17 protein-coding genes are annotated in these 17,897 nt (G+C 61.4%); 13 read left to right on the forward strand and 4 right to left on the reverse strand.

What is annotated here, in order from left to right:
* Window positions 1-44 precede the first annotated feature (44 nt).
* Entirely contained in the window at window positions 45-959 is a 915-nt protein-coding gene (gene rnz / locus AFK66_RS05660; RefSeq protein ID WP_023898366.1) for a ribonuclease Z, read from the reverse strand.
* A gap of 73 nt (window positions 960-1,032) precedes the next feature.
* Between rnz and AFK66_RS05665 the strand changes: the two genes are divergently transcribed.
* The 8 genes from AFK66_RS05665 to menE all read left to right on the forward strand — a co-directional run bounded on the left by AFK66_RS05665 (window position 1,033) and on the right by menE (window position 9,017).
* Window positions 1,033-1,503 carry a GNAT family N-acetyltransferase gene (locus AFK66_RS05665; RefSeq protein ID WP_007776760.1) on the forward strand — a complete coding sequence of 157 codons (471 nt, stop codon included), beginning with the start codon at window positions 1,033-1,035 and terminating at the stop codon, window positions 1,501-1,503.
* A 49-nt stretch (window positions 1,504-1,552) separates the two neighbouring features.
* The gene (elaB, locus tag AFK66_RS05670) at window positions 1,553-1,864 is read left to right on the forward strand and encodes a stress response protein ElaB (protein WP_004388266.1); all 312 of its coding nucleotides are present in this window, start codon (window positions 1,553-1,555) and stop codon (window positions 1,862-1,864) included.
* A 103-nt stretch (window positions 1,865-1,967) separates the two neighbouring features.
* Window positions 1,968-3,257, forward strand: coding sequence for an isochorismate synthase MenF (gene menF / locus AFK66_RS05675; RefSeq protein WP_007776759.1), 1,290 nt, complete (start codon window positions 1,968-1,970; stop codon window positions 3,255-3,257).
* Window positions 3,258-3,341: 84 nt separating this feature from the next.
* On the forward strand, window positions 3,342-5,009 hold the full coding sequence (gene menD, locus AFK66_RS05680) for a 2-succinyl-5-enolpyruvyl-6-hydroxy-3-cyclohexene-1-carboxylic-acid synthase (protein WP_023898367.1): 1,668 nt from the start codon (window positions 3,342-3,344) through the stop codon (window positions 5,007-5,009).
* Window positions 5,009-5,773 carry a 2-succinyl-6-hydroxy-2,4-cyclohexadiene-1-carboxylate synthase gene (menH, locus tag AFK66_RS05685; protein ID WP_032968939.1) on the forward strand — a complete coding sequence of 255 codons (765 nt, stop codon included), beginning with the start codon at window positions 5,009-5,011 and terminating at the stop codon, window positions 5,771-5,773. Before menD ends, menH begins: the two co-directional genes overlap by 1 nt.
* Before the next feature lie 12 nt (window positions 5,774-5,785).
* Complete coding sequence (gene menB, locus AFK66_RS05690) at window positions 5,786-6,643, forward strand: 1,4-dihydroxy-2-naphthoyl-CoA synthase (protein WP_007776752.1); 858 nt, start codon at window positions 5,786-5,788, stop codon at window positions 6,641-6,643.
* The gene (menC, locus tag AFK66_RS05695; RefSeq protein ID WP_023898368.1) at window positions 6,643-7,644 is read left to right on the forward strand and encodes an o-succinylbenzoate synthase; all 1,002 of its coding nucleotides are present in this window, start codon (window positions 6,643-6,645) and stop codon (window positions 7,642-7,644) included. Before menB ends, menC begins: the two co-directional genes overlap by 1 nt.
* Window positions 7,641-9,017, forward strand: a complete 1,377-nt coding sequence (menE, locus tag AFK66_RS05700; RefSeq protein ID WP_023898370.1) for an o-succinylbenzoate--CoA ligase — start codon at window positions 7,641-7,643, stop codon at window positions 9,015-9,017. The genes menC and menE overlap by 4 nt, the downstream gene beginning before the upstream one ends.
* A 30-nt stretch (window positions 9,018-9,047) precedes the next feature.
* Here menE and AFK66_RS05705 read toward each other — a convergent pair whose 3' ends face one another.
* The 3 genes from AFK66_RS05705 to AFK66_RS05715 are packed head-to-tail and all read right to left on the reverse strand — an operon-like array spanning window position 9,048 to window position 12,006.
* Window positions 9,048-10,568 (reverse strand): tripartite tricarboxylate transporter permease, encoded by a 1,521-nt coding sequence (locus AFK66_RS05705; protein ID WP_007776746.1) that lies wholly within the window; start codon window positions 10,566-10,568, stop codon window positions 9,048-9,050.
* An 11-nt stretch (window positions 10,569-10,579) separates the two neighbouring features.
* Window positions 10,580-11,011, reverse strand: a complete 432-nt coding sequence (locus tag AFK66_RS05710; RefSeq protein ID WP_007776742.1) for a tripartite tricarboxylate transporter TctB family protein — start codon at window positions 11,009-11,011, stop codon at window positions 10,580-10,582.
* 14 nt (window positions 11,012-11,025) lie between these two features.
* A complete protein-coding gene (locus AFK66_RS05715) occupies window positions 11,026-12,006 on the reverse strand; it encodes a Bug family tripartite tricarboxylate transporter substrate binding protein (protein ID WP_007795085.1) in 981 nt (326 codons plus the stop codon).
* A gap of 133 nt (window positions 12,007-12,139) precedes the next feature.
* Here AFK66_RS05715 and tctD point away from each other — a divergent pair, with 133 nt between their 5' ends.
* The 5 genes from tctD to glpT all read left to right on the forward strand — a co-directional run bounded on the left by tctD (window position 12,140) and on the right by glpT (window position 17,897).
* A complete protein-coding gene (gene tctD, locus AFK66_RS05720) occupies window positions 12,140-12,820 on the forward strand; it encodes a transcriptional regulator TctD (protein WP_007776738.1) in 681 nt (226 codons plus the stop codon).
* Window positions 12,801-14,234 carry a sensor histidine kinase gene (locus tag AFK66_RS05725; RefSeq protein WP_023898373.1) on the forward strand — a complete coding sequence of 478 codons (1,434 nt, stop codon included), beginning with the start codon at window positions 12,801-12,803 and terminating at the stop codon, window positions 14,232-14,234. The genes tctD and AFK66_RS05725 overlap by 20 nt, the downstream gene beginning before the upstream one ends.
* Before the next feature lie 141 nt (window positions 14,235-14,375).
* Window positions 14,376-14,918 (forward strand): YfaZ family outer membrane protein, encoded by a 543-nt coding sequence (locus AFK66_RS05730; protein ID WP_032968326.1) that lies wholly within the window; start codon window positions 14,376-14,378, stop codon window positions 14,916-14,918.
* A 93-nt stretch (window positions 14,919-15,011) separates the two neighbouring features.
* Complete coding sequence (locus AFK66_RS05735; RefSeq protein ID WP_007776730.1) at window positions 15,012-16,208, forward strand: nicotinamide mononucleotide deamidase-related protein YfaY; 1,197 nt, start codon at window positions 15,012-15,014, stop codon at window positions 16,206-16,208.
* Between the two features lie 336 nt (window positions 16,209-16,544).
* Window positions 16,545-17,897: a glycerol-3-phosphate transporter gene (gene glpT / locus AFK66_RS05740; protein ID WP_023898376.1), complete on the forward strand. Its 1,353-nt coding sequence runs from the start codon at window positions 16,545-16,547 to the stop codon at window positions 17,895-17,897.

A 17,897-nucleotide genomic window follows, 5' to 3' on the forward strand; every position in this document is an offset into this window, starting at 1 on the left:
CTTTAGCTAAAAACCGCCGTTTACCGGCGGTTTTTTTATGGGCGCTATACCGTGATAGTCAGGAAATCTTCCGCCAGCTCGCTTGCCGGAAAAATGGTCTGGCACTCGGCGAGCAGCCTCTGACAGTCTTCCGCGCTATAGCGTGAACTAAAGTGCGTCATCAACAGGCGCTTCGCGCCCGCGTCTCTGGCAACCGCGGCCGCCTGCTGCGTGGTCGAATGCCCGCGCCCGTTGGCTTTCTCCGCCATCGCCGCTTCAAGCGTGGTTTCATGGACCATCACATCCACATCACGGGCGAGATTAACCGCCTGCGGCGTCGGGCCGGTATCACCGAAAATGGCTATTTTTTTGCCGGGGCGGGGCGCGCTCAGGTAATCGGCGCCGCACACCGTGCGCCCGTCAGGGAGCGTCACCGTCTCGCCGCGCTTGAGCTGCTGAAACAGCGGCCCTGGTGTGACGCCTGCCGCTTTAAGACGCGCGGCGTCCAGCGCGCCTGGTTTGTCATGCTCTTCAATCCGGTAGCCGTAACATTCCACCGGGTGTGTCAGCGGGTACGCGGTCACGATAATTTCGCCGTCGTCTGATAGCTGTCCTTCGGTAATTTCATGCACGTGTAACGGATAGCTGGTCCAGGAGCCGCTCAGGCGCAACGTAGTTTCGACAAATTCCGCTATGCCCTTTGGGCCGTAAATCTCAAGCGGCGTCTCACAGCCTGCCATAGAGCGGCTGCACAGCAGGCCTGGTAGCCCGAAGATATGATCGCCGTGCAGGTGCGTGATAAAGATTTTCTCTATTTTGCCGGGGTTAGCCGTAGCGCGCAGCATCTGGTGCTGGGTGCCTTCGCCGCAGTCAAAAAGCCACAATCCGGAGCGATTATTCTGCGGGTTCAGGACAATGGCCGTCACGTTGCGGGTGGTGGACGGCAGCCCGGCGCTGGTGCCTAAAAATGTCAGTTCCATGAGGAATTTACTCTGTACGATTGCGCGAAAGCTTTTAGTATAACGAGGATCGCCGCACATTCTGGAGGCCAATATGATCGACTGGCAGGATAAACATCACGCCGAGCTGGATGTCCCGACGCTGTACGCACTGCTGAAGCTGCGCTGTGAAGTGTTTGTGGTGGAACAAACGTGTCCTTATCTGGATGTGGACGGCGAAGATCTGGTGGGCGAGAACCGGCATCTGCTCGCCTGGCGCGATAATCAGCTGATTGCTTATGCGAGGATTCTGAAAAGTGACGATCCACACGCGCCCGTCGCGATAGGGCGGGTCATTGTTTCAGGTGCCGCACGGGGCGAAAAGCTGGGTGTTGAACTCATGAAACGCGCGGTTGAGAGCTGCGAGCGCAACTGGCCGCAAAGCCCGTTATACCTGAGCGCGCAGGCGCATCTGCAGGCGTTTTACGCGCAGTTTGGTTTTGTCCCGGCCACAGAAATCTATGATGAAGACGGCATCCCGCACATCGGGATGCGGCGCGAACCGCGTCCAGGCAAAAAAGCGTGAGTGTGTCTATAGTTAGCAAACCGGTAACTTGATAACACGGAGACCAGTTATGCCTTTATCTTCACAACCTTATGAAACGCGTGTCGACGATGACCTGACTCTGCTGAGCGATACTCTGGAAGAGATCCTGCGTTCGTCCGGCGATCCGGCGGATCAGAAATATGTTGAGCTGAAAGCGCGTGCCGAGCAGGCGCTGCATGACGTGAAAAACCGCGTCAGCACCGCGTCCGACAATTATTACTTCCGCGCCAAACAGGCGGTCTATCGTGCCGATGACTATGTGCATGAAAAACCGTGGCAGGGCGTTGGTATCGGTGCCGCCGCAGGTCTGGTGCTGGGCCTGCTGTTAGCCCGCCGTTAATTCTCCGCACATCGCGCACCGGCGCATCCGTTTAGGGTGCGCCATTTTTTTTACCTGCAAGACCTTGTAGAATGCAGGGTTTTAAGCAGAGGAAAGGAAATCTGTGAATACCCTCGCCGCCGCGCAGGCGTTGGCTGAAAAGGCACTTGCCGACGTGCCGGATATCCCCGGTCTCTGGCGCTGTGCCTTTGAATTCTCCCCTGAAAGTAACGATTTTCTCGCCTGGCTTGGCGCACAGCCGGGTTATCCGCAGTTTTACTGGCGCTCGCGCGAGGGGCATGAAGAAGCCGCCACCCTTGGCGCGGCGTGCACATTCTTAAGCCTTAACGAGGCGCAGGCGTTTTTACGCCAGTATGCCGATACGCCAGGCCTGCGCGCCTGGGGACTGAACGCGTTCGATCCGCAAACCGGGCTTTTCTTCATTCCGCGTCTGGAGCTGCGTCGGGAAGGCGATCGCGCCTGGCTGATGGTGAACCTTTACAGCGCCTGCTCGCAACGCAAGGCGGCCCAGGCGTTAAAACCGCTTATCCACAATCTGCAACCGGCGCGGCAAACGCTGCTACAACCTGCACCGCGTCGCGTCAGCCGCTGCGATACTCCTCAGGCGCAGCAGTGGGCGCAACTGGTTGGCGCGGCGACACACGCCATCGAGCGCGGCGATTTCGCTAAAGTTGTGCTGGCGCGTGCCACCGATTTGCGCTTTGTCGCACCGCCTGATGCGACTGCGCTAATGGCCGCCAGCCGTGAGGCCAATCACCACTGCTACCACTTTTATCTGGCCTTCAGCGCGCGCGAGGTGTTTCTTGGCTCGACGCCGGAACGCTTGTGGCGGCGCAATGGCCTGGCGCTGGATACCGAGGCGCTGGCGGGGACGGTGGAGAATCTCTCTGACGACGGTCTGGCGCAGGCGCGCGCTATCTGGCTGCTCAATGATGATAAAAACCGCCGTGAAAACGCGTTAGTGGTCGAAGATATTCGCGAGCGGCTACAGGCGATTGCGCACAGCATCACGGCGCGTCTGCCGGAAGTGGTGCGGTTGCGGCGGGTGCAGCATCTCAGGTGCGCCATCTCCGCGCGGCTTTTCGCGCCGGACGACGGGGCATGCCTGCATCAGTTACAGCCGACTGCCGCGGTGGCCGGGCTGCCGCGCGAGGCGGCGCGTCGTTTTATCGCTGACCACGAGCCGTTCGATCGCGAATGGTACGCCGGCTCTGCCGGTTTTCTGTCGCTGGAAAGCGCAGAGTTTTGCGTCAGCCTGCGCTCGGCGCGCCTGAAGGATAAGACTATCCGCATTTACGCGGGTGCAGGGCTAGTGGCAGGTTCGCAGGCCGCGCTGGAGTGGCAGGAAATCGAGAACAAAGCGGAGGCGCTGCTTACGCTTCTAACGGACTGAGCATCGCCACAACCCGACCCATATCAAAATTCGGTTTCGACGAGGCTTTATAATAAACCGGCTAAATTGATACCGGACAAGCTTATGTCGACAAGCACGTTTAACCGCCGCTGGGCAGGCGTCATTCTCGAAGCGCTGAGCCGCCACGGCGTGCGCCATCTTTGCATCGCGCCGGGCTCGCGCTCCACGCCGCTCACGGTCGCTGCCGCGCAAAACCCGGCGTTTATGCTGCATACGCATTTCGACGAGCGCGGTCTTGGCCATCTGGCGCTCGGGCTTGCCAAAGCAAGCGGCGAGCCGGTGGCGGTGATTGTGACATCCGGTACGGCGGTCGCGAACCTTTATCCGGCGGTGATAGAAGCCGGACTGACGGGTGAAAAACTGGTGGCGATCACCGCCGACCGCCCGCCGGAGCTGATTGACTGCGGCGCGAACCAGGCGATTCGTCAGCACGCCATTTTTGGCTCACACCCTGCCGCCACGCTCGATCTCCCGCGCCCCACACCGTCCATTCCCGCCGCCTGGCTTATCAGCGCCATCGATGAAAAGATGGGAGTGCTAAAAGCAGGCGCGCTGCATATCAACGTACCGTTCGCCGAACCACTCTATGGGGAGCTGGACGAAACCGATCTTGCGTGGCAGCAGGCGCCGGGCGAATGGTGGCAGACGAAAACGCCCTGGCTACATTATGAGAATACGCAGGCCGTCAGCGCGCAGGCGGACTGGCCTTTCTGGCGCGAACAGCGCGGCGTGGTGCTGGCAGGCAGGCTGACGGCGCAGGAGGGCGAAGCCGTTGCGCAGTGGGCGGCGCATCTTGGCTGGCCGCTCATTGGTGATGTGCTCTCGCAAACCGGCCAGCCGCTGCCGTGTGCCGATCTCTGGCTCGCGCACCCGCGCGCCGCCGCGCTGCTCGCGCAGGCGCAGATTGTCGCGCAGTTTGGCGGCAGCCTGACGGGTAAACGCGTATTGCAGTGGCAAAGTGAATGTCGCCCGCAGGAGTACTGGGTTGTTGACCCGCTGCCAGGGCGGCTCGATCCGGCGCACCACCGCGGACGTCGGATTGTGGCGGATATCTCCGCCTGGCTTGAACAGCATCCGGCGCGCCCGGCGATGCCGTGGGCAGAGCCACTGGAAGGACTGGCGGCGCAGACGCAGCACATCGTGGCGCGCGAACTCACTGAGTGGGGCGAGGCGCAGGTGGCGCACCGGCTGCCGGAGCTGCTGCCAGCAGACGGTCAGCTTTTTCTCGGCAACAGCCTGACGGTGCGGCTGGTGGATGCGCTGGCGCAGTTGCCTGCCGGATACCCGGTGTACGGCAACCGCGGCGCGAGCGGCATCGACGGGCTGGTTTCTACCGCCGCGGGCGTGCAGCGGGCCACCGGCAAGCCCACGCTGGCGGTGCTGGGCGATCTCTCCACGCTTTACGATCTCAACGCGCTGGCGCTGCTGCGCGACGTGCCCGCGCCTTTCGTGCTGATCGTCGTGAACAACAACGGCGGACAGATCTTCTCCATGCTCCCGACCCCCGCCCGCGAGCGCGAAAAATTTTACTGTATGCCGCAAAACGTCAGCTTTGCGCCCGCGGCGGCGATGTTTTCGCTGAACTACGACGCGCCCGAGAGCCTGGCAGCGCTTAAAGAAACGATGACGCGCGCGTGGCGCTCCTCGGTCGCGACCGTCATTGAGCTGCGTGTCCCGGAAACCGCGGGCGCGCAGGTGTTTCAGCGCTTACTCAAAGCGGTGTGCGCCTGATGCCGCTGGCCGCGCATTTTCAGCCAGCCCGCGTCGCCGCGCGGGGTACTGTCGTCTGGCTGCACGGCTTTCTCGGCGACCATCGCGAATGGCAGACGGTCGCCTCGGCCTGCGTTGAGCATGACCATCTGTTTATCGATCTGCCGGGTCACGGCGGCTCGGCGCCCCTTAGCGCTCTGGATTTTGCGCACGTCAACGAACAGCTTATCGCAACGCTGAATAGTTACAACATACTTGACTACTGGCTGGTGGGATACTCGCTCGGCGGGCGGATAGCGATGTTTCACGCCTCGCAGGGGAATACGCCCGGCCTGCGCGGTCTGGTGGTGGAAGGCGGCCATCCGGGGCTTTTGAATGCCGATGAACGCGACGCGCGTTTCGTTGCGGACAAAAAATGGGCGCAGCGGTTTCGTGATGAACCGATAGAAACGGTGCTGGACGACTGGTATCGCCAGCCCGTTTTCGCCACGCTGACAGATGAACAGCGCCGGGAATTAATCACGCTGCGCGCCCGCAATCAACCCGCCGCTCTGGCCACGATGCTGGAAGCCACGTCGCTCGGCCGCCAGCCGCCGCTGTATGAGTCTTTAGCGCGGCTCTCTGTACCGTTTCATTACCTGTGCGGGGAGCGCGATGCAAAATTCCGCGCGCTCGCCGCCACGCTCAATGTGCCTTTGCATGTCATTACTGGCGCGGGCCATAACGCGCACCGGGAAAATCCGGCTGCGGTAGCCCGCTGTCTTAACGCGATTTTGCGCCCCTAATGGAGAACTCCCATGATTTATCCTGATGAAGCGATGCTTTATGCGCCTGTCGAATGGCTCGACTGTTCGGAAGGTTACACCGATATCCGCTATCAGAAATCCACTGACGGCATCGCTAAAATCACCATCAACCGCCCGCAGGTGCGCAACGCGTTTCGCCCGCTCACCGTTAAAGAGATGATCCAGGCGCTGGCGAATGCACGCTATGACGACAATATCGGCGTCATTATCCTCACCGGCGAAGGCGATAAAGCCTTCTGCGCGGGCGGTGACCAGAAAGTGCGCGGCGACTACGGCGGCTATCAGGACGACTCCGGCGTGCATCATCTCAACGTGCTCGATTTCCAGCGTCAGATCCGTACCTGCCCGAAACCGGTGGTGGCGATGGTGGCGGGCTTTGCGATTGGCGGCGGCCACGTGCTGCATATGATGTGCGATCTCACGATTGCGGCGGAAAACGCCGTCTTCGGCCAGACCGGCCCGAAAGTCGGTTCGTTTGACGGCGGCTGGGGGGCGTCTTATATGGCGCGCATCGTCGGCCAGAAAAAGGCGCGTGAAATCTGGTTCCTGTGCCGTCAGTACGACGCGCAGCAGGCGCTGGATATGGGGCTGGTGAACACCGTCGTCCCGCTGGCGGAGCTTGAGAGAGAAACGGTGCGCTGGTGCCGCGAGATGCTGCAAAACAGCCCAATGGCGCTGCGCTGCCTGAAGGCGGCGCTCAACGCCGACTGCGACGGCCAGGCGGGGCTTCAGGAGTTGGCGGGCAATGCCACCATGCTCTTTTATATGACCGAAGAGGGTCAGGAAGGGCGCAACGCGTTCAACCAGAAGCGCCAGCCAGATTTCAGCAAATTCAAGCGTAACCCATAATGCGCGCGGCTCAGCTTTATCGTTATCAGGTGCCGATGGACGCTGGCGTGGTGCTGCGGGAGCGGCGCCTGAAAACCCGCGACGGCCTGCTGGTGCGCCTCTCTGACAACGGGGGCGAAGGGTGGGGCGAAGTTGCGCCGCTGCCTGGGTTTAGCGACGAGACGCTGGACACTGCGCTTGCCGCCGCGCGCGACTGGCTTCTGGCATGGCAGCGGGGTGATTCGCTGCCGCTGCCGGAGGTGGCGAGCGTCGCGTTTGGTTTAAGCATGGCGCTGGCGGAGCTTCACGGCACGCTGCCCGAGGCCGGGAATTACCACGCTGCGCCGCTATGTACGGGCGATCCGGATGAACTCTTCGCACGCCTCGGCGGGCTGCACGGTGAGAAAGTCGCCAAAGTTAAAGTGGGGCTGCACGGTGAGAAAGTCGCCAAAGTTAAAGTGGGGCTGTATGAGGCGGTGCGCGACGGCATGGTGGTCAACCTGCTGCTGGAGGCGATTCCCGATCTCACGCTGCGGCTCGACGCGAATCGCGCCTGGACGCCGCTGAAAGCGCAGCTGTTCGCGAAATACGTCAACCCGGCGTACCGCCCGCGCATTGCGTTTATCGAAGAACCCTGCAAAACCCCCGATGATTCCCGCGCCTTCGCCGCCGAAACCGGCATCGCCATCGCCTGGGATGAAAGCCTGCGCGAGCGCGATTTTTCCATTACAGCGGAGCCTGGCCTGCGGGCGGTGGTGATAAAACCAATGCTCACCGGCAGCCTGCAAACGGTACAGCAACAGGTGGCGCAGGCTCACGCGCTGGGTCTGACGGCGGTCATCAGTTCCTCCATTGAGTCAAGCCTCGGCCTGACCCAGCTTGCGCGGCTTGCCGCCTGGCTGACACCGGGCATCACGCCGGGGCTCGATACGCTCGCGCTGATGCAGGCTCAGCTGGTGCGCCCGTGGCCTGACAGCCCGCTGCCGTGCTGGCCTGTGGATGCGCTGGAGCCGCTGCTGTGAGTTTCTTCGACTGGCCGTGGCGTCATTGGGCGAGCGTGCGGCCGGATGACATCGCGCTGCGCGCCGACAATGGCGATATTACCTGGCGCGCGCTCTGCAGGCGGATTGATGCTCTCGCTGCGGGTTTTCACCAGCAGGGCGTGCGCGACGGCGACGGTGTGGCGCTGTGCGCGAAAAACAGCGAGCGAACGCTGCTCGCCTGGCTTGCGCTGTTGCAGTGCGGCGCGCGTATTTTGCCGCTTAATCCGCAACTTCCGGCGCCGTTAATCAACGCGCTGCTGCCGTCGCTCACGTTGCGTTATGTGGTTCGTATCGGTGATGCGCCCGCGCTGCCGGGCCTTACGTTGCTCGACTGGCGCGAGCCTGCGGTGGCTCATGCCGCGGCGTGGCAGGCCGATCGTCTGGTGTCCATGACGCTGACGTCCGGCTCCAGCGGACTGCCGAAAGCCGCCGTTCATACGGCGTTCGCGCATCTGGAGAACGCGAGGGGCGTGCTGAGCCTGATCCCGTTTCATGCCAGCGACTGCTGGCTGCTCTCGCTGCCGCTGTTTCACGTCTCCGGGCAGGGGATTTTCTGGCGCTGGCTGTGGGCAGGTGCGCAGCTTGCGGTGCGTGATTCCCTGCCGCTTTACGAGGCGCTGGAAGGCTGCACGCACGCCTCGCTGGTGCCGACCCAGCTCTGGCGGCTGTTAGCGATGCCGGAGCGTCGCCTGAGCCTCAAAGCCGTGTTGCTCGGCGGTGCTGCGATCCCGGTTGCGCTGACGCAAGCGGCGGCGCAGCGTGATATCGCCTGCTGGTGCGGTTACGGACTGACGGAGTTTGCCTCCACGGTGTGCGCGAAGCGCGCCGACGGCGAGGCTGATGTAGGTACGGCGCTGCCGGGGCGCGAGGTGATGCTCGCGGGCGATGAGATCTGGTTGCGCGGCAGCAGCATGGCCGCAGGCTACTGGCGCGACGGCGAACTGATGCCGCTCACCAATGCGCAGGGCTGGTTCGCCACCCGCGACCGCGGCGCGTGGCGCGACGGTAAATTACTGGTGCCCGGACGGCTGGATAATCTTTTTTTCTGCGGTGGGGAAGGCGTTCAGCCGGAGGCGGTCGAGCGCGTGCTGAGCCAGCATCCGCAGGTGCGACAGGCGTTTGTCGTCCCGCTGGAGGATGACGAGTTCGGCGCGCGGCCGGTGGCAGTCATCGAGTGTGAGGCGTCGTTTGAGCCGCAGGCGCTGCGCCTGTGGGCAAACGACAAGCTGGCGCGATTTGAGCAGCCGGTCGCCTGGCTTCGGTTGCCTGAAGCGCTTAAAAACGGCGGGATTAAAATTTCCCGCCGTGACGTTACGCAATGGGCGACAAATACGCTCCGCCCGCAAACATAACGCGGCCCTTCACGTGAAGGGCCGTGGGGGTTAGCCGGCATCAACGGCCGCTTTCCGCTTTTGCTGGCGCTTACGCAGTCGCTTCACCAGCGGCGGTACGACAATCACCAGCGTTGCCATGATGAGCAGGGTTTTGGTGACGCCGCTCTGCCAGAGAATACCGAGCTCGCCGTTGCTGATAGAGAGCGCGCGGCGCAGGTTCTGCTCCAGCATTTCGCCCAGCACAAAGCCCAGAATCAGTGGCGACATCGGGAAGTGCATTTTACGCAGGATATAACCCAGCACGCCAAGGCCCACCATCAGCAGCAGATCAAACGTGGTGCTGTGCACCGCGTAAACGCCCACCGCCGAGACAGCCGCAATCGCTGGCACCAGGAACCACAGCGGAATGGTCAGCATGCGGGTGAACAGTCCGATCAGCGGAATGTTCATGATAAGCAGCATCACGTTGGCAATCAGCAGCGCCGCGATAAGCCCCCAGACGATGTCCGGCTGTTCGGTGAACATTGCAGGCCCCGGCGTGATGTTATAGAGCGTCAGCGCGCCCATCATCACCGCCGTGGTGCCGGAGCCGGGCACGCCTAAGGTCAGCATCGGGATAAACGAGCCGCAGGCCGAGGCGTTGTTCGCCGCCTCCGGCGCCGCCACGCCGCGAATATCGCCTTTACCGAACGAGCCGTCTTTATCGCCGAGCTTTTTCTCGGTCATATAGGTAATGGCGCTGGCGATAGTCGCCCCCGCGCCCGGCAGAATGCCAACAAAAAAGCCAATTACTGACGAGCGCAGCGTCGCGCCGGTACAGGCAGCCGCTTCTTTGGCGTTAAACAGCATGCGCCCGGTTTTGCGCACCAGCGTCTGGCCGCTACTGGTGCTCTCCAGCATCAGCAGGATTTCAGAGACCGAGAACAGACCAATCACCACCACGATAAACTGCACGCCGTCAGAAAGGTGCACGCTGTCAAACGTAAAGCGATACACGCCGGTGTTGGCGTCCACGCCGACCGTCGCAAGCCCGAGGCCAATCAGCGCGGCCAGGAACGACTTCAGCGGGTTTTGCGCCATCATGCTGCCGAGACAGGCGATGGCAAACACCATCAGCGCGAAATATTCCGCCGGGCCGAACGCCAGAGACCACTCCGCCAGCACGGGTGCAAAAAGGATAATGCCGAAAATTGCGATAAACGAGCCAACGAACGAGCTGACGGCGGAGATAGAGAGCGCCACGCCGCCGCGCCCCTGCTGCGCCATCGGGTAGCCGTCCAGCGCCGTCATGATCGCTGCCGCATCGCCCGGCACATTAAGCAGTATCGATGAAATGCGCCCGCCATACTCACAGCCGATATAGACCGTGGCAAGCAGGATCAGCGCCGATTCCGCCGGCAGATGAATTGCGAACGCCAGCGGCAGCAGAATGGCGACGCCGTTAATCGGTCCGAGGCCTGGCAGCAGCCCGACGATGGTACCGACGAAACAGCCAATCAGCGCAATCAGCAGATTGGTGGGCGTCAGCGCGACGGCGAAGCCCTGTGAGAGATAAAGCCAGGTATCCATAAAAGCTCCCGTTAATTAAGCCAGGCCCCGAGAGGCAGCGTCACGTCAAGCAGGCGGTCAAAGGCGTACCAGAGCACGCCGCCCATCACCACGCCGGATACCAGCGCCGCCGGTAGCTGCGCGCCGAAAAGCATGCCGATGACCGCCGTCAGCAGCGCGGTGGCGAGCGGAAAGCCGAGCCATTCAAAGCCCCCGGCGTAGAGCAACAGCACAATCACCATCACTACCAGCCGTTGCAGCACGGCGTGATGCGGCCAGTCCACGACATCCGGGCGGCGCAGCAGTAACAGCACCGCGCACAGCAGCATCAGCGCGATAATGCCCATCGGGAAAGGGCGCGGCCCGACCGGTTCGTAGGCATACTCGCTGTGGATCTGCCAGCCCACAAACAGCCCGCCGATACAGAGCAGGATCCAGATCCCCGCAAAAATGCGATCGCTCATCACATCCTCCTGCGCTATTTCGCAAGCCCAAAGGCTTTGGCTTTTTCGCGGTAGTCGTTGACCTGATTTTTCACATATTCATCCAGCGCTTTGCCGGTCAGGTTGAATTCAAACAGGCCGCGCAGATCGCGCTGCTTTTTGAATTCATCGGTTTGCTGGAGTTTTTCGAAAGTCTGGACCCACCACTGGTAATCGGCGTCGCTGACTTTAGGGCCGACATAGAAGCCGCGAATAATAGGCCACACCAGGTCATAGCCCTGCTCTTTAGCGGTGGGTACCTGGGCGAGCTGGCCGGGCAGGCGTTCGCTCGCGAAGACCGCCAGCACCCGCAGTTTATTGCCGGTAAGGTAGGGCACCATCTCGCTGAGATCGCCGGATACCGCCTGCACGTGATTGCCCATCAGCGCGGTCACCGGCTCGCCGCCGCCTTCAAAGGCTACGTAGCGCATCTTGTGCGGGTCGACGCCCGCTTTCTGGGCCAGCAGCGCGGTTTTCATCCAGTCCTGGCTGCCGATGGACGCGCCCGCGCCAAACACCACGCTGTTCGGATCTTTTTCCAGCGCTTTCATCAGATCGCCGAGCGTTTTCCACGGCGAATCGGCGCGCACCGCGATCATGCCGTAATCGGTGCCGACGCTCGCGAGCCAGCGCACGTCATCGACGTTATAGCGGCCAAATTTGCCCTGCGAGAGATTGAGCAGCGAGCCGCCGGAAAACGCCACCACGGTGCCCGGCTCGCCGGGGCGCTGGGCCACAATCGCGTTATAGGCCACCGCGCCGACGCCGCCTGGCATGTACGTCACGCGCATCGGTTTTTCCAGCGCGCCGGTTTCCTGGAGGCTCACCTGGATGAGTTTGCAGGTTAAATCGAAGCCGCCGCCGGGCTTGGCAGGCGCGATGCACTCGGGGCGCGACGGCGCTTCAGCCGCCTGGGCTGCGGTAAAAGAGAAAGCCAGAGACGTTGCTAACAGGGTAGAGAGAAGTGATGTTTTCATTTTCATCCTCATGCATGACTGCCGTGATGTTTCTGATTATGTGAACTGCTTTGTAGCGTATCAGTTGCATGATTGTTAAAACTAAAGCCTTTCAGTTTCCTTTCATCGCGACAGAAACTTTACTGGATGTGATATGCGTCTCTTACTGGCGGAAGATAACCGTGAGCTGGCTCACTGGCTGGAGAAAGCGCTGGCGAACACCGGCTTTGCGGTGGACTGCGTCGGCGATGGCCTGGCGGCGGATCACCTGCTGCAAAACGAGCGCTACGCCGTGGCGGTGCTGGATATTGAAATGCCGCGCATGAGCGGGCTGGAGGTGCTAAGCCGTCTGCGTCGTCGCGGGCAGGCGGTGCCGGTGCTGCTGCTCACCGCGCATGGCGCGGTGGCCGACCGGGTGAAAGGACTTAACGAGGGCGCTGATGATTATCTGCCAAAGCCGTTTGAGCTGAGCGAGCTGGAGGCGCGGCTGCGCGCGCTGGTACGCCGCAGCGAAGGGCAGCTGCAGGAGGCCCAGCGGCTCGGCGAACTGACTTTTCACGATGAAGGCTATTTTGAGCTACAGGGCAGGCCGCTTGCGCTCACGCCGCGCGAACATGCGCTCTTAACGGTGCTGATGTACCGCCGTCGCCGCCCGGTCACGCGTCAGCAACTCTTCGAACAGGTGTTCAGCTTAAGTGACGACGTCAGCCCGGAAAGCATTGAGATCTATATTCACCGGCTGCGTAAAAAACTGCTGGCGAGCAATGTTCAAATCACCACGCTGCGCGGCCTGGGCTATGTGCTGGAGTGCAGCGATGAGCTGGTGGCGCCCTGAATCCCTGCTCGGAAAACTGCTGCTGTTTCTCGGCCTGCCGCTCTCGCTGCTGTGGGCGTTTTCGGCGTTAAACAGCTATGTCAGCGCGCTGAACGCCGCAACCCAGGCCTACGATCGCACGCTGCTGGCCTCGGCGCGTATTGTCGCCGAGCGCCTCAACGTGCATCACGGCGAATTACAGGCGGACGTGCCCTGGGTGGTGCTCGATAGCGTCGAGCGCAACATGAATGACCGGCTCTACTACAAAGTGAAAGATACGCGCGGGCGGGTTATCTCCGGCTATGACGATCTGCCCGCGATGCCGCGCGGGGTGGCGCGTACCGACCTTTACCCGGCGCTGGCGTGGTTTTATCACGCGACTTATCAGGGCCAGCGGCTGCGGGTGGCGCGGCTGTTGCAGCCGGTTAACGAAGGCGGCGTGGTCGGTATGGCGGAGATTTATGTCGCCGAGACGTTGCAGTCGCGTCATCTGCTGGCGCGGCAGTTGCTTATCTCATCGGCGCTTTCGCAGGGCGGACTGGTGCTGTTAACGCTGGTGCTCGCCGGGCTGCTGCTGCGTCGCGTACTCAAGCCGATGCGCAAGCTGTCGCGCCTGATGGTCAGGCGCTCGCCCGGCGAACTGACGCCGCTGCCCGATCTGCTGCCGTGGTCGGAAACGCGCCTGCTGATTATCGCTTTCAACCGCTATATGAGCCGCCTGCGTGCGCTCATCGCCCGCCAGGAGCGCTTCAGCGCCGACGCCTCTCATCAGTTAAAAACGCCGCTGGCCGTGCTGAAAACCCAGGCGGCCGTGGCGCTGGCAAGCCCCGATCCGGCGCAGTGGCGCGAAAGCCTTCAGGCAATGAGCGCGACGCTCGATCAGACTATCGATCTGACCGAGCGGTTGTTGCAGCTGGCGACGCTGCGGCGGGCGGAGCCGGGCGATACGCGCACGCTCGATGTGGTGGATCTGGTGGCGGCGGCGCGGGAAAGCTGTTTCTCCCGGCTGCCGCAGGCGCGCAGCAAGCCGGTCGATCTTGGTTATGAAGGCGAAGAGGGGCCGGTATGGGTCGCTGCTGAACCGCTGCTGCTGGCGGAGCTGTGCGCCAATTTGCTGGATAACGCGCTGAAATATACGCCCGCAGGCGGCGTGGTGACGGTGCGCGTCTGCGTTGAGGCGGACGGAGCGCGTCTTGAGGTGGAAGATAGCGGCCCGGGGATTGACGCCGCGCAGCGCGACCAGGCGCTGACGCCGTTTCGCCGTCTCGATAACGCCAGCGCGCACCCCGGCGCCGGGCTGGGGCTGGCGCTGGTTAATGATATCGCCCGCTGGCACCGCACCCGCGCCGAACTGCTGAAAGGCGAGCAGCTCGGCGGATTGCTGGTGCGCGTGCGTCTGCCGCTTCATCCTCCGCCGGGTCAAAGCGGCGTTTAATGCTGTTGTGCATAGATGTTTTCTCCTTTTTCGCGCCTCGCCGGTGTTGCGCGGCCGCATCACGTTGATTGCCGCCCCGATACAGGTACAATGCCGCGTTGCCCTTTGCAGGGCACTTTTTCTTTTTTTGAGATACATGGAATGAAAAACACACTTCGTTTAGCAATGGCCGGCCTGCTGCTGGCTGCCACCCAGGCGAGCGCTATCAGCGTCAACGGCTCCGTGGGCGAGCATTACACCAATATGGGCGTGGGTCTCGGCACCGAAAGCAGCGGTCTGCAGCTCACCGGCAACTGGGCGCACAATGACGATCACGGTGATATCGTGGGCGCGGGACTGGGCTTCAATATGCCGCTCGGGCCGTTTATGGTCACGCCTGGCGTGAAGGCGGTTTACCTGAACCCGAAAGAGGGCAGTGAAGGCTACGCGGCGGCGGTCGGCGGCGGCGTGCGCTGGGATCTCGGCCAGCATCTTTCGCTGTTTGGCGACTACTACTACTCGCCGGATTCGCTCTCCAGCGGCGTGAATGATTATCAGGAAGCCAGCGCAGGCGCGCGTTTCTCTCTGTTCCGCCCGATTAGCGTCGAAGCCGGTTATCGCTACATCAACCTGACCGGTAAAGATGGCGATCGCGACAGCAAAGTGGCCGATGGCCCATACCTGGGCGTCAGCGCAGGGTTCTGATTTTCCGGGCGCAGTGTTCCGCTGCGCCTGTTTTTCTCCTTCTTCTTTTCTCTGCGCGCTATAGTAAAGCGTTCCCTTCTTGCGGAGAAAATAATGCTACAGACAGAAATGCTCTCGACCGGCGATGAGGTGTTGCACGGTCAGATTGTCGATACCAACGCCGCCTGGCTTGCCGATCTGTTTTTTAATCAGGGATTGCCGCTGACCCGCCGTAACACCGTGGGTGATAGCCTCGAATCGCTGGTGTCCGCGCTGACCGAACGCAGCCAGCACGCCGATATTTTAATCGTCAACGGCGGCCTCGGGCCGACCAGCGACGATCTCAGTGCCGAAGCGGCGGCCCGCGCGGCGGGCGTGGAGCTGGTGCTGCATGAAGGCTGGCTCGCGCAGATGGAGCGTTTTTTCGAAGCGCGCGGGCGCGTGATGGCCGCGAGTAACCGTAAACAGGCGCTGCTGCCAGCGGGCAGTGAAATGATCGACAACCCGGTCGGCACCGCCTGCGGGTTTGCCATCAAGCTCAACCGCTGTCTGATTTTCTTCACGCCGGGCGTGCCGTCTGAATTTAAGCGCATGGTGGAGCATGAGATCCTGCCGCGCCTGCGCGAGCGCTTTACGCTCCCTGAGCCGCCGCTCTGCCTGCGTCTGACCACGTTTGGCCGCTCTGAAAGCGATCTCGCCGCCGCACTCGATTCGCTGACGCTACCGCCGGACGTCGTGATGGGCTATCGTTCCTCCACGCCGATTATCGAACTCAAACTGACCGGGCCTGCGTCGCGGCGCGCGGAGATGGAAGCCGTCTGGCCGAAAGTGCGTGAAGTGGCGGGCGACAGCCTGATTTTTGAAGGCACCGAAACGCTGCCTGCCCAGATTGCCCGCTGCCTGCGCGAGCAGCAGCTCAGCATTACGTTAAGCGAGCAGTTCACCGCGGGCCTGCTGGCGCTGCAACTGTCGGGTGCCGACGCGCCGCTGCTGGCAAGCGAAGTGCTGCCCGCCCAGGTGGAGACGCTGGCGCAGACCGCCCACTGGAACGTGGATCGTCGCAGCCGTCATCTAGCCGACCTGGCGCTGAGCATCGCGAGCGTGGAAGACGACGAGATTAACATCGCGCTCACCACGCCGCAGGGCACGCACGCCGTGCGCCTGCGCTTTAACGCCAGCCGCTATGCGCTGCATATCCGCCAGGAAATTTGCGCCATGATGGCGCTGACGCTGGTGCGCCGCTGGCTTAACGGCCAGGACGTGACGGCAAGCCAGGGCTGGGTGCAGGTAGTCGAAACACACACGGTCTGACACTGCAACGGGGCGCCTGTGCAGAGCCGGGCGTCCGTTATCTGCTGAACATCCAGACGCGCTGCTCTGCGCTCTATTCCCCTCTCTGTTTTCCATTTAGCGTACTGGCGCTCACACCGCGCATTTTCCTTCTCTTTTATGCGCTTAATCGAAAGTAAACGCGCACCATTCGAAAATAAATGGCAAAAATTTGCGCTTTTGTTTTCGAATGTCATATTTCTGTAACATTTTGTGCGACGTTTCACAGCATAAATAATCCATTTTGCCTACTATCACGCTCGCAAAGGAAACATAAGTAAAACGAATAGATATAAACCTCATCAGCAGGAGACAGAGATGTTAAGTATTTTTAAACCCGCCCCGCATCGCGCAAGGCTGCCTGACGGCGAGATAGATCCGCTCTATCGTCGCCTGCGCTGGCAGATTTTTATGGGGATTTTCTTCGGCTATGCCGCTTACTATCTGGTGCGTAAAAACTTTGCCCTCGCGATGCCGTATCTGGTGGAGCAGGGCTTCTCGCGCGGCGATCTCGGTTTTGCGCTTTCGGGCATTTCCATCGCTTATGGATTCTCAAAGTTCATCATGGGTTCAGTGTCTGACCGCTCGAATCCGCGGGTCTTCCTGCCCGCGGGTTTGATCCTCGCGGCGGCGGTGATGCTGTTTATGGGCTTCGTTCCCTGGGCGACATCGAGCATTATGGTGATGTTTGTGCTGCTGTTCCTGTGCGGTTGGTTCCAGGGCATGGGGTGGCCGCCGTGCGGGCGCACGATGGTGCACTGGTGGTCGCAGAAAGAGCGCGGCCGGATTGTCTCCGTGTGGAACTGCGCCCATAACGTGGGCGGCGGGATCCCGCCGCTGCTGTTTTTGCTCGGCATGGCATGGTTCAACGACTGGCACGCCGCGCTCTATATGCCCGCGTTCGCAGCAATTCTGGTAGCGATTATCGCCTTCGCCCTGATGCGCGATACGCCGCAGTCCTGCGGCCTGCCACCCATCGAAGCGTATAAAAATGATTACCCGGACGACTATAACGAGAAGCACGAAGAAGAGCTGACCGCGAAGCAGATCTTCATGCAATACGTGCTGCCGAATAAGCTGCTGTGGTACATCGCTATCGCGAACGTGTTCGTTTACCTGCTGCGCTACGGCATCCTCGACTGGTCGCCGACCTATTTAAAAGAGGTGAAGCATTTCGCGCTGGATAAATCGTCCTGGGCGTATTTCTTCTATGAATACGCGGGCATCCCCGGCACGCTGATTTGCGGCTGGATGTCGGACAAGGTTTTCCGTGGCAACCGCGGCGCGACCGGCGTGTTCTTTATGACGCTGGTGACCATCGCCACTATCGTTTACTGGCTCAACCCGCCGGGCAACCCACACATTGATATGGTGTGCATGATTGTCATCGGCTTTCTGATTTACGGCCCGGTGATGCTGATTGGTCTGCATGCGCTGGAACTGGCACCGAAAAAGGCGGCGGGCACCGCGGCGGGCTTTACCGGCCTGTTCGGCTACCTCGGCGGCTCGGTGGCGGCGAGCGCTATCGTGGGCTACACCGTCGATTTCTTTGGCTGGGATGGCGGCTTTATGGTGATGATTGGCGGCAGCATTCTGGCGGTATTACTGCTGATTATCGTGATGGTCGGTGAGCATAAACACCACCATGCAACGCTTGCGAAACGCGGATAA

The sequence above is a fragment of the Cronobacter malonaticus LMG 23826 genome (assembly GCF_001277215.2).
Classification (GTDB): Bacteria; Pseudomonadota; Gammaproteobacteria; order Enterobacterales; family Enterobacteriaceae; genus Cronobacter; species Cronobacter malonaticus.

Bases quoted from the DNA above. Each gene is read 5' to 3' on its own strand.
- AFK66_RS05725 (WP_023898373.1), top strand. From the start codon at position 12,801: ATGAGCTGGTGGCGCCCTGAATCCCTGCTCGGAAAACTGCTGCTGTTT.
- AFK66_RS05705 (WP_007776746.1), bottom strand. From the start codon at position 10,568: ATGGATACCTGGCTTTATCTCTCACAGGGCTTCGCCGTCGCGCTGACG.
- AFK66_RS05735 (WP_007776730.1), top strand. From the start codon at position 15,012: ATGCTACAGACAGAAATGCTCTCGACCGGCGATGAGGTGTTGCACGGT.
- menD (WP_023898367.1), top strand. From the start codon at position 3,342: ATGTCGACAAGCACGTTTAACCGCCGCTGGGCAGGCGTCATTCTCGAA.
- elaB (WP_004388266.1), top strand. From the start codon at position 1,553: ATGCCTTTATCTTCACAACCTTATGAAACGCGTGTCGACGATGACCTG.
- glpT (WP_023898376.1), top strand. From the start codon at position 16,545: ATGTTAAGTATTTTTAAACCCGCCCCGCATCGCGCAAGGCTGCCTGAC.
- menH (WP_032968939.1), top strand. From the start codon at position 5,009: ATGCCGCTGGCCGCGCATTTTCAGCCAGCCCGCGTCGCCGCGCGGGGT.
- menB (WP_007776752.1), top strand. From the start codon at position 5,786: ATGATTTATCCTGATGAAGCGATGCTTTATGCGCCTGTCGAATGGCTC.
- tctD (WP_007776738.1), top strand. From the start codon at position 12,140: ATGCGTCTCTTACTGGCGGAAGATAACCGTGAGCTGGCTCACTGGCTG.
- rnz (WP_023898366.1), bottom strand. From the start codon at position 959: ATGGAACTGACATTTTTAGGCACCAGCGCCGGGCTGCCGTCCACCACC.
- AFK66_RS05665 (WP_007776760.1), top strand. From the start codon at position 1,033: ATGATCGACTGGCAGGATAAACATCACGCCGAGCTGGATGTCCCGACG.
- AFK66_RS05710 (WP_007776742.1), bottom strand. From the start codon at position 11,011: ATGAGCGATCGCATTTTTGCGGGGATCTGGATCCTGCTCTGTATCGGC.
- menC (WP_023898368.1), top strand. From the start codon at position 6,643: ATGCGCGCGGCTCAGCTTTATCGTTATCAGGTGCCGATGGACGCTGGC.
- AFK66_RS05730 (WP_032968326.1), top strand. From the start codon at position 14,376: ATGAAAAACACACTTCGTTTAGCAATGGCCGGCCTGCTGCTGGCTGCC.
- AFK66_RS05715 (WP_007795085.1), bottom strand. From the start codon at position 12,006: ATGAAAACATCACTTCTCTCTACCCTGTTAGCAACGTCTCTGGCTTTC.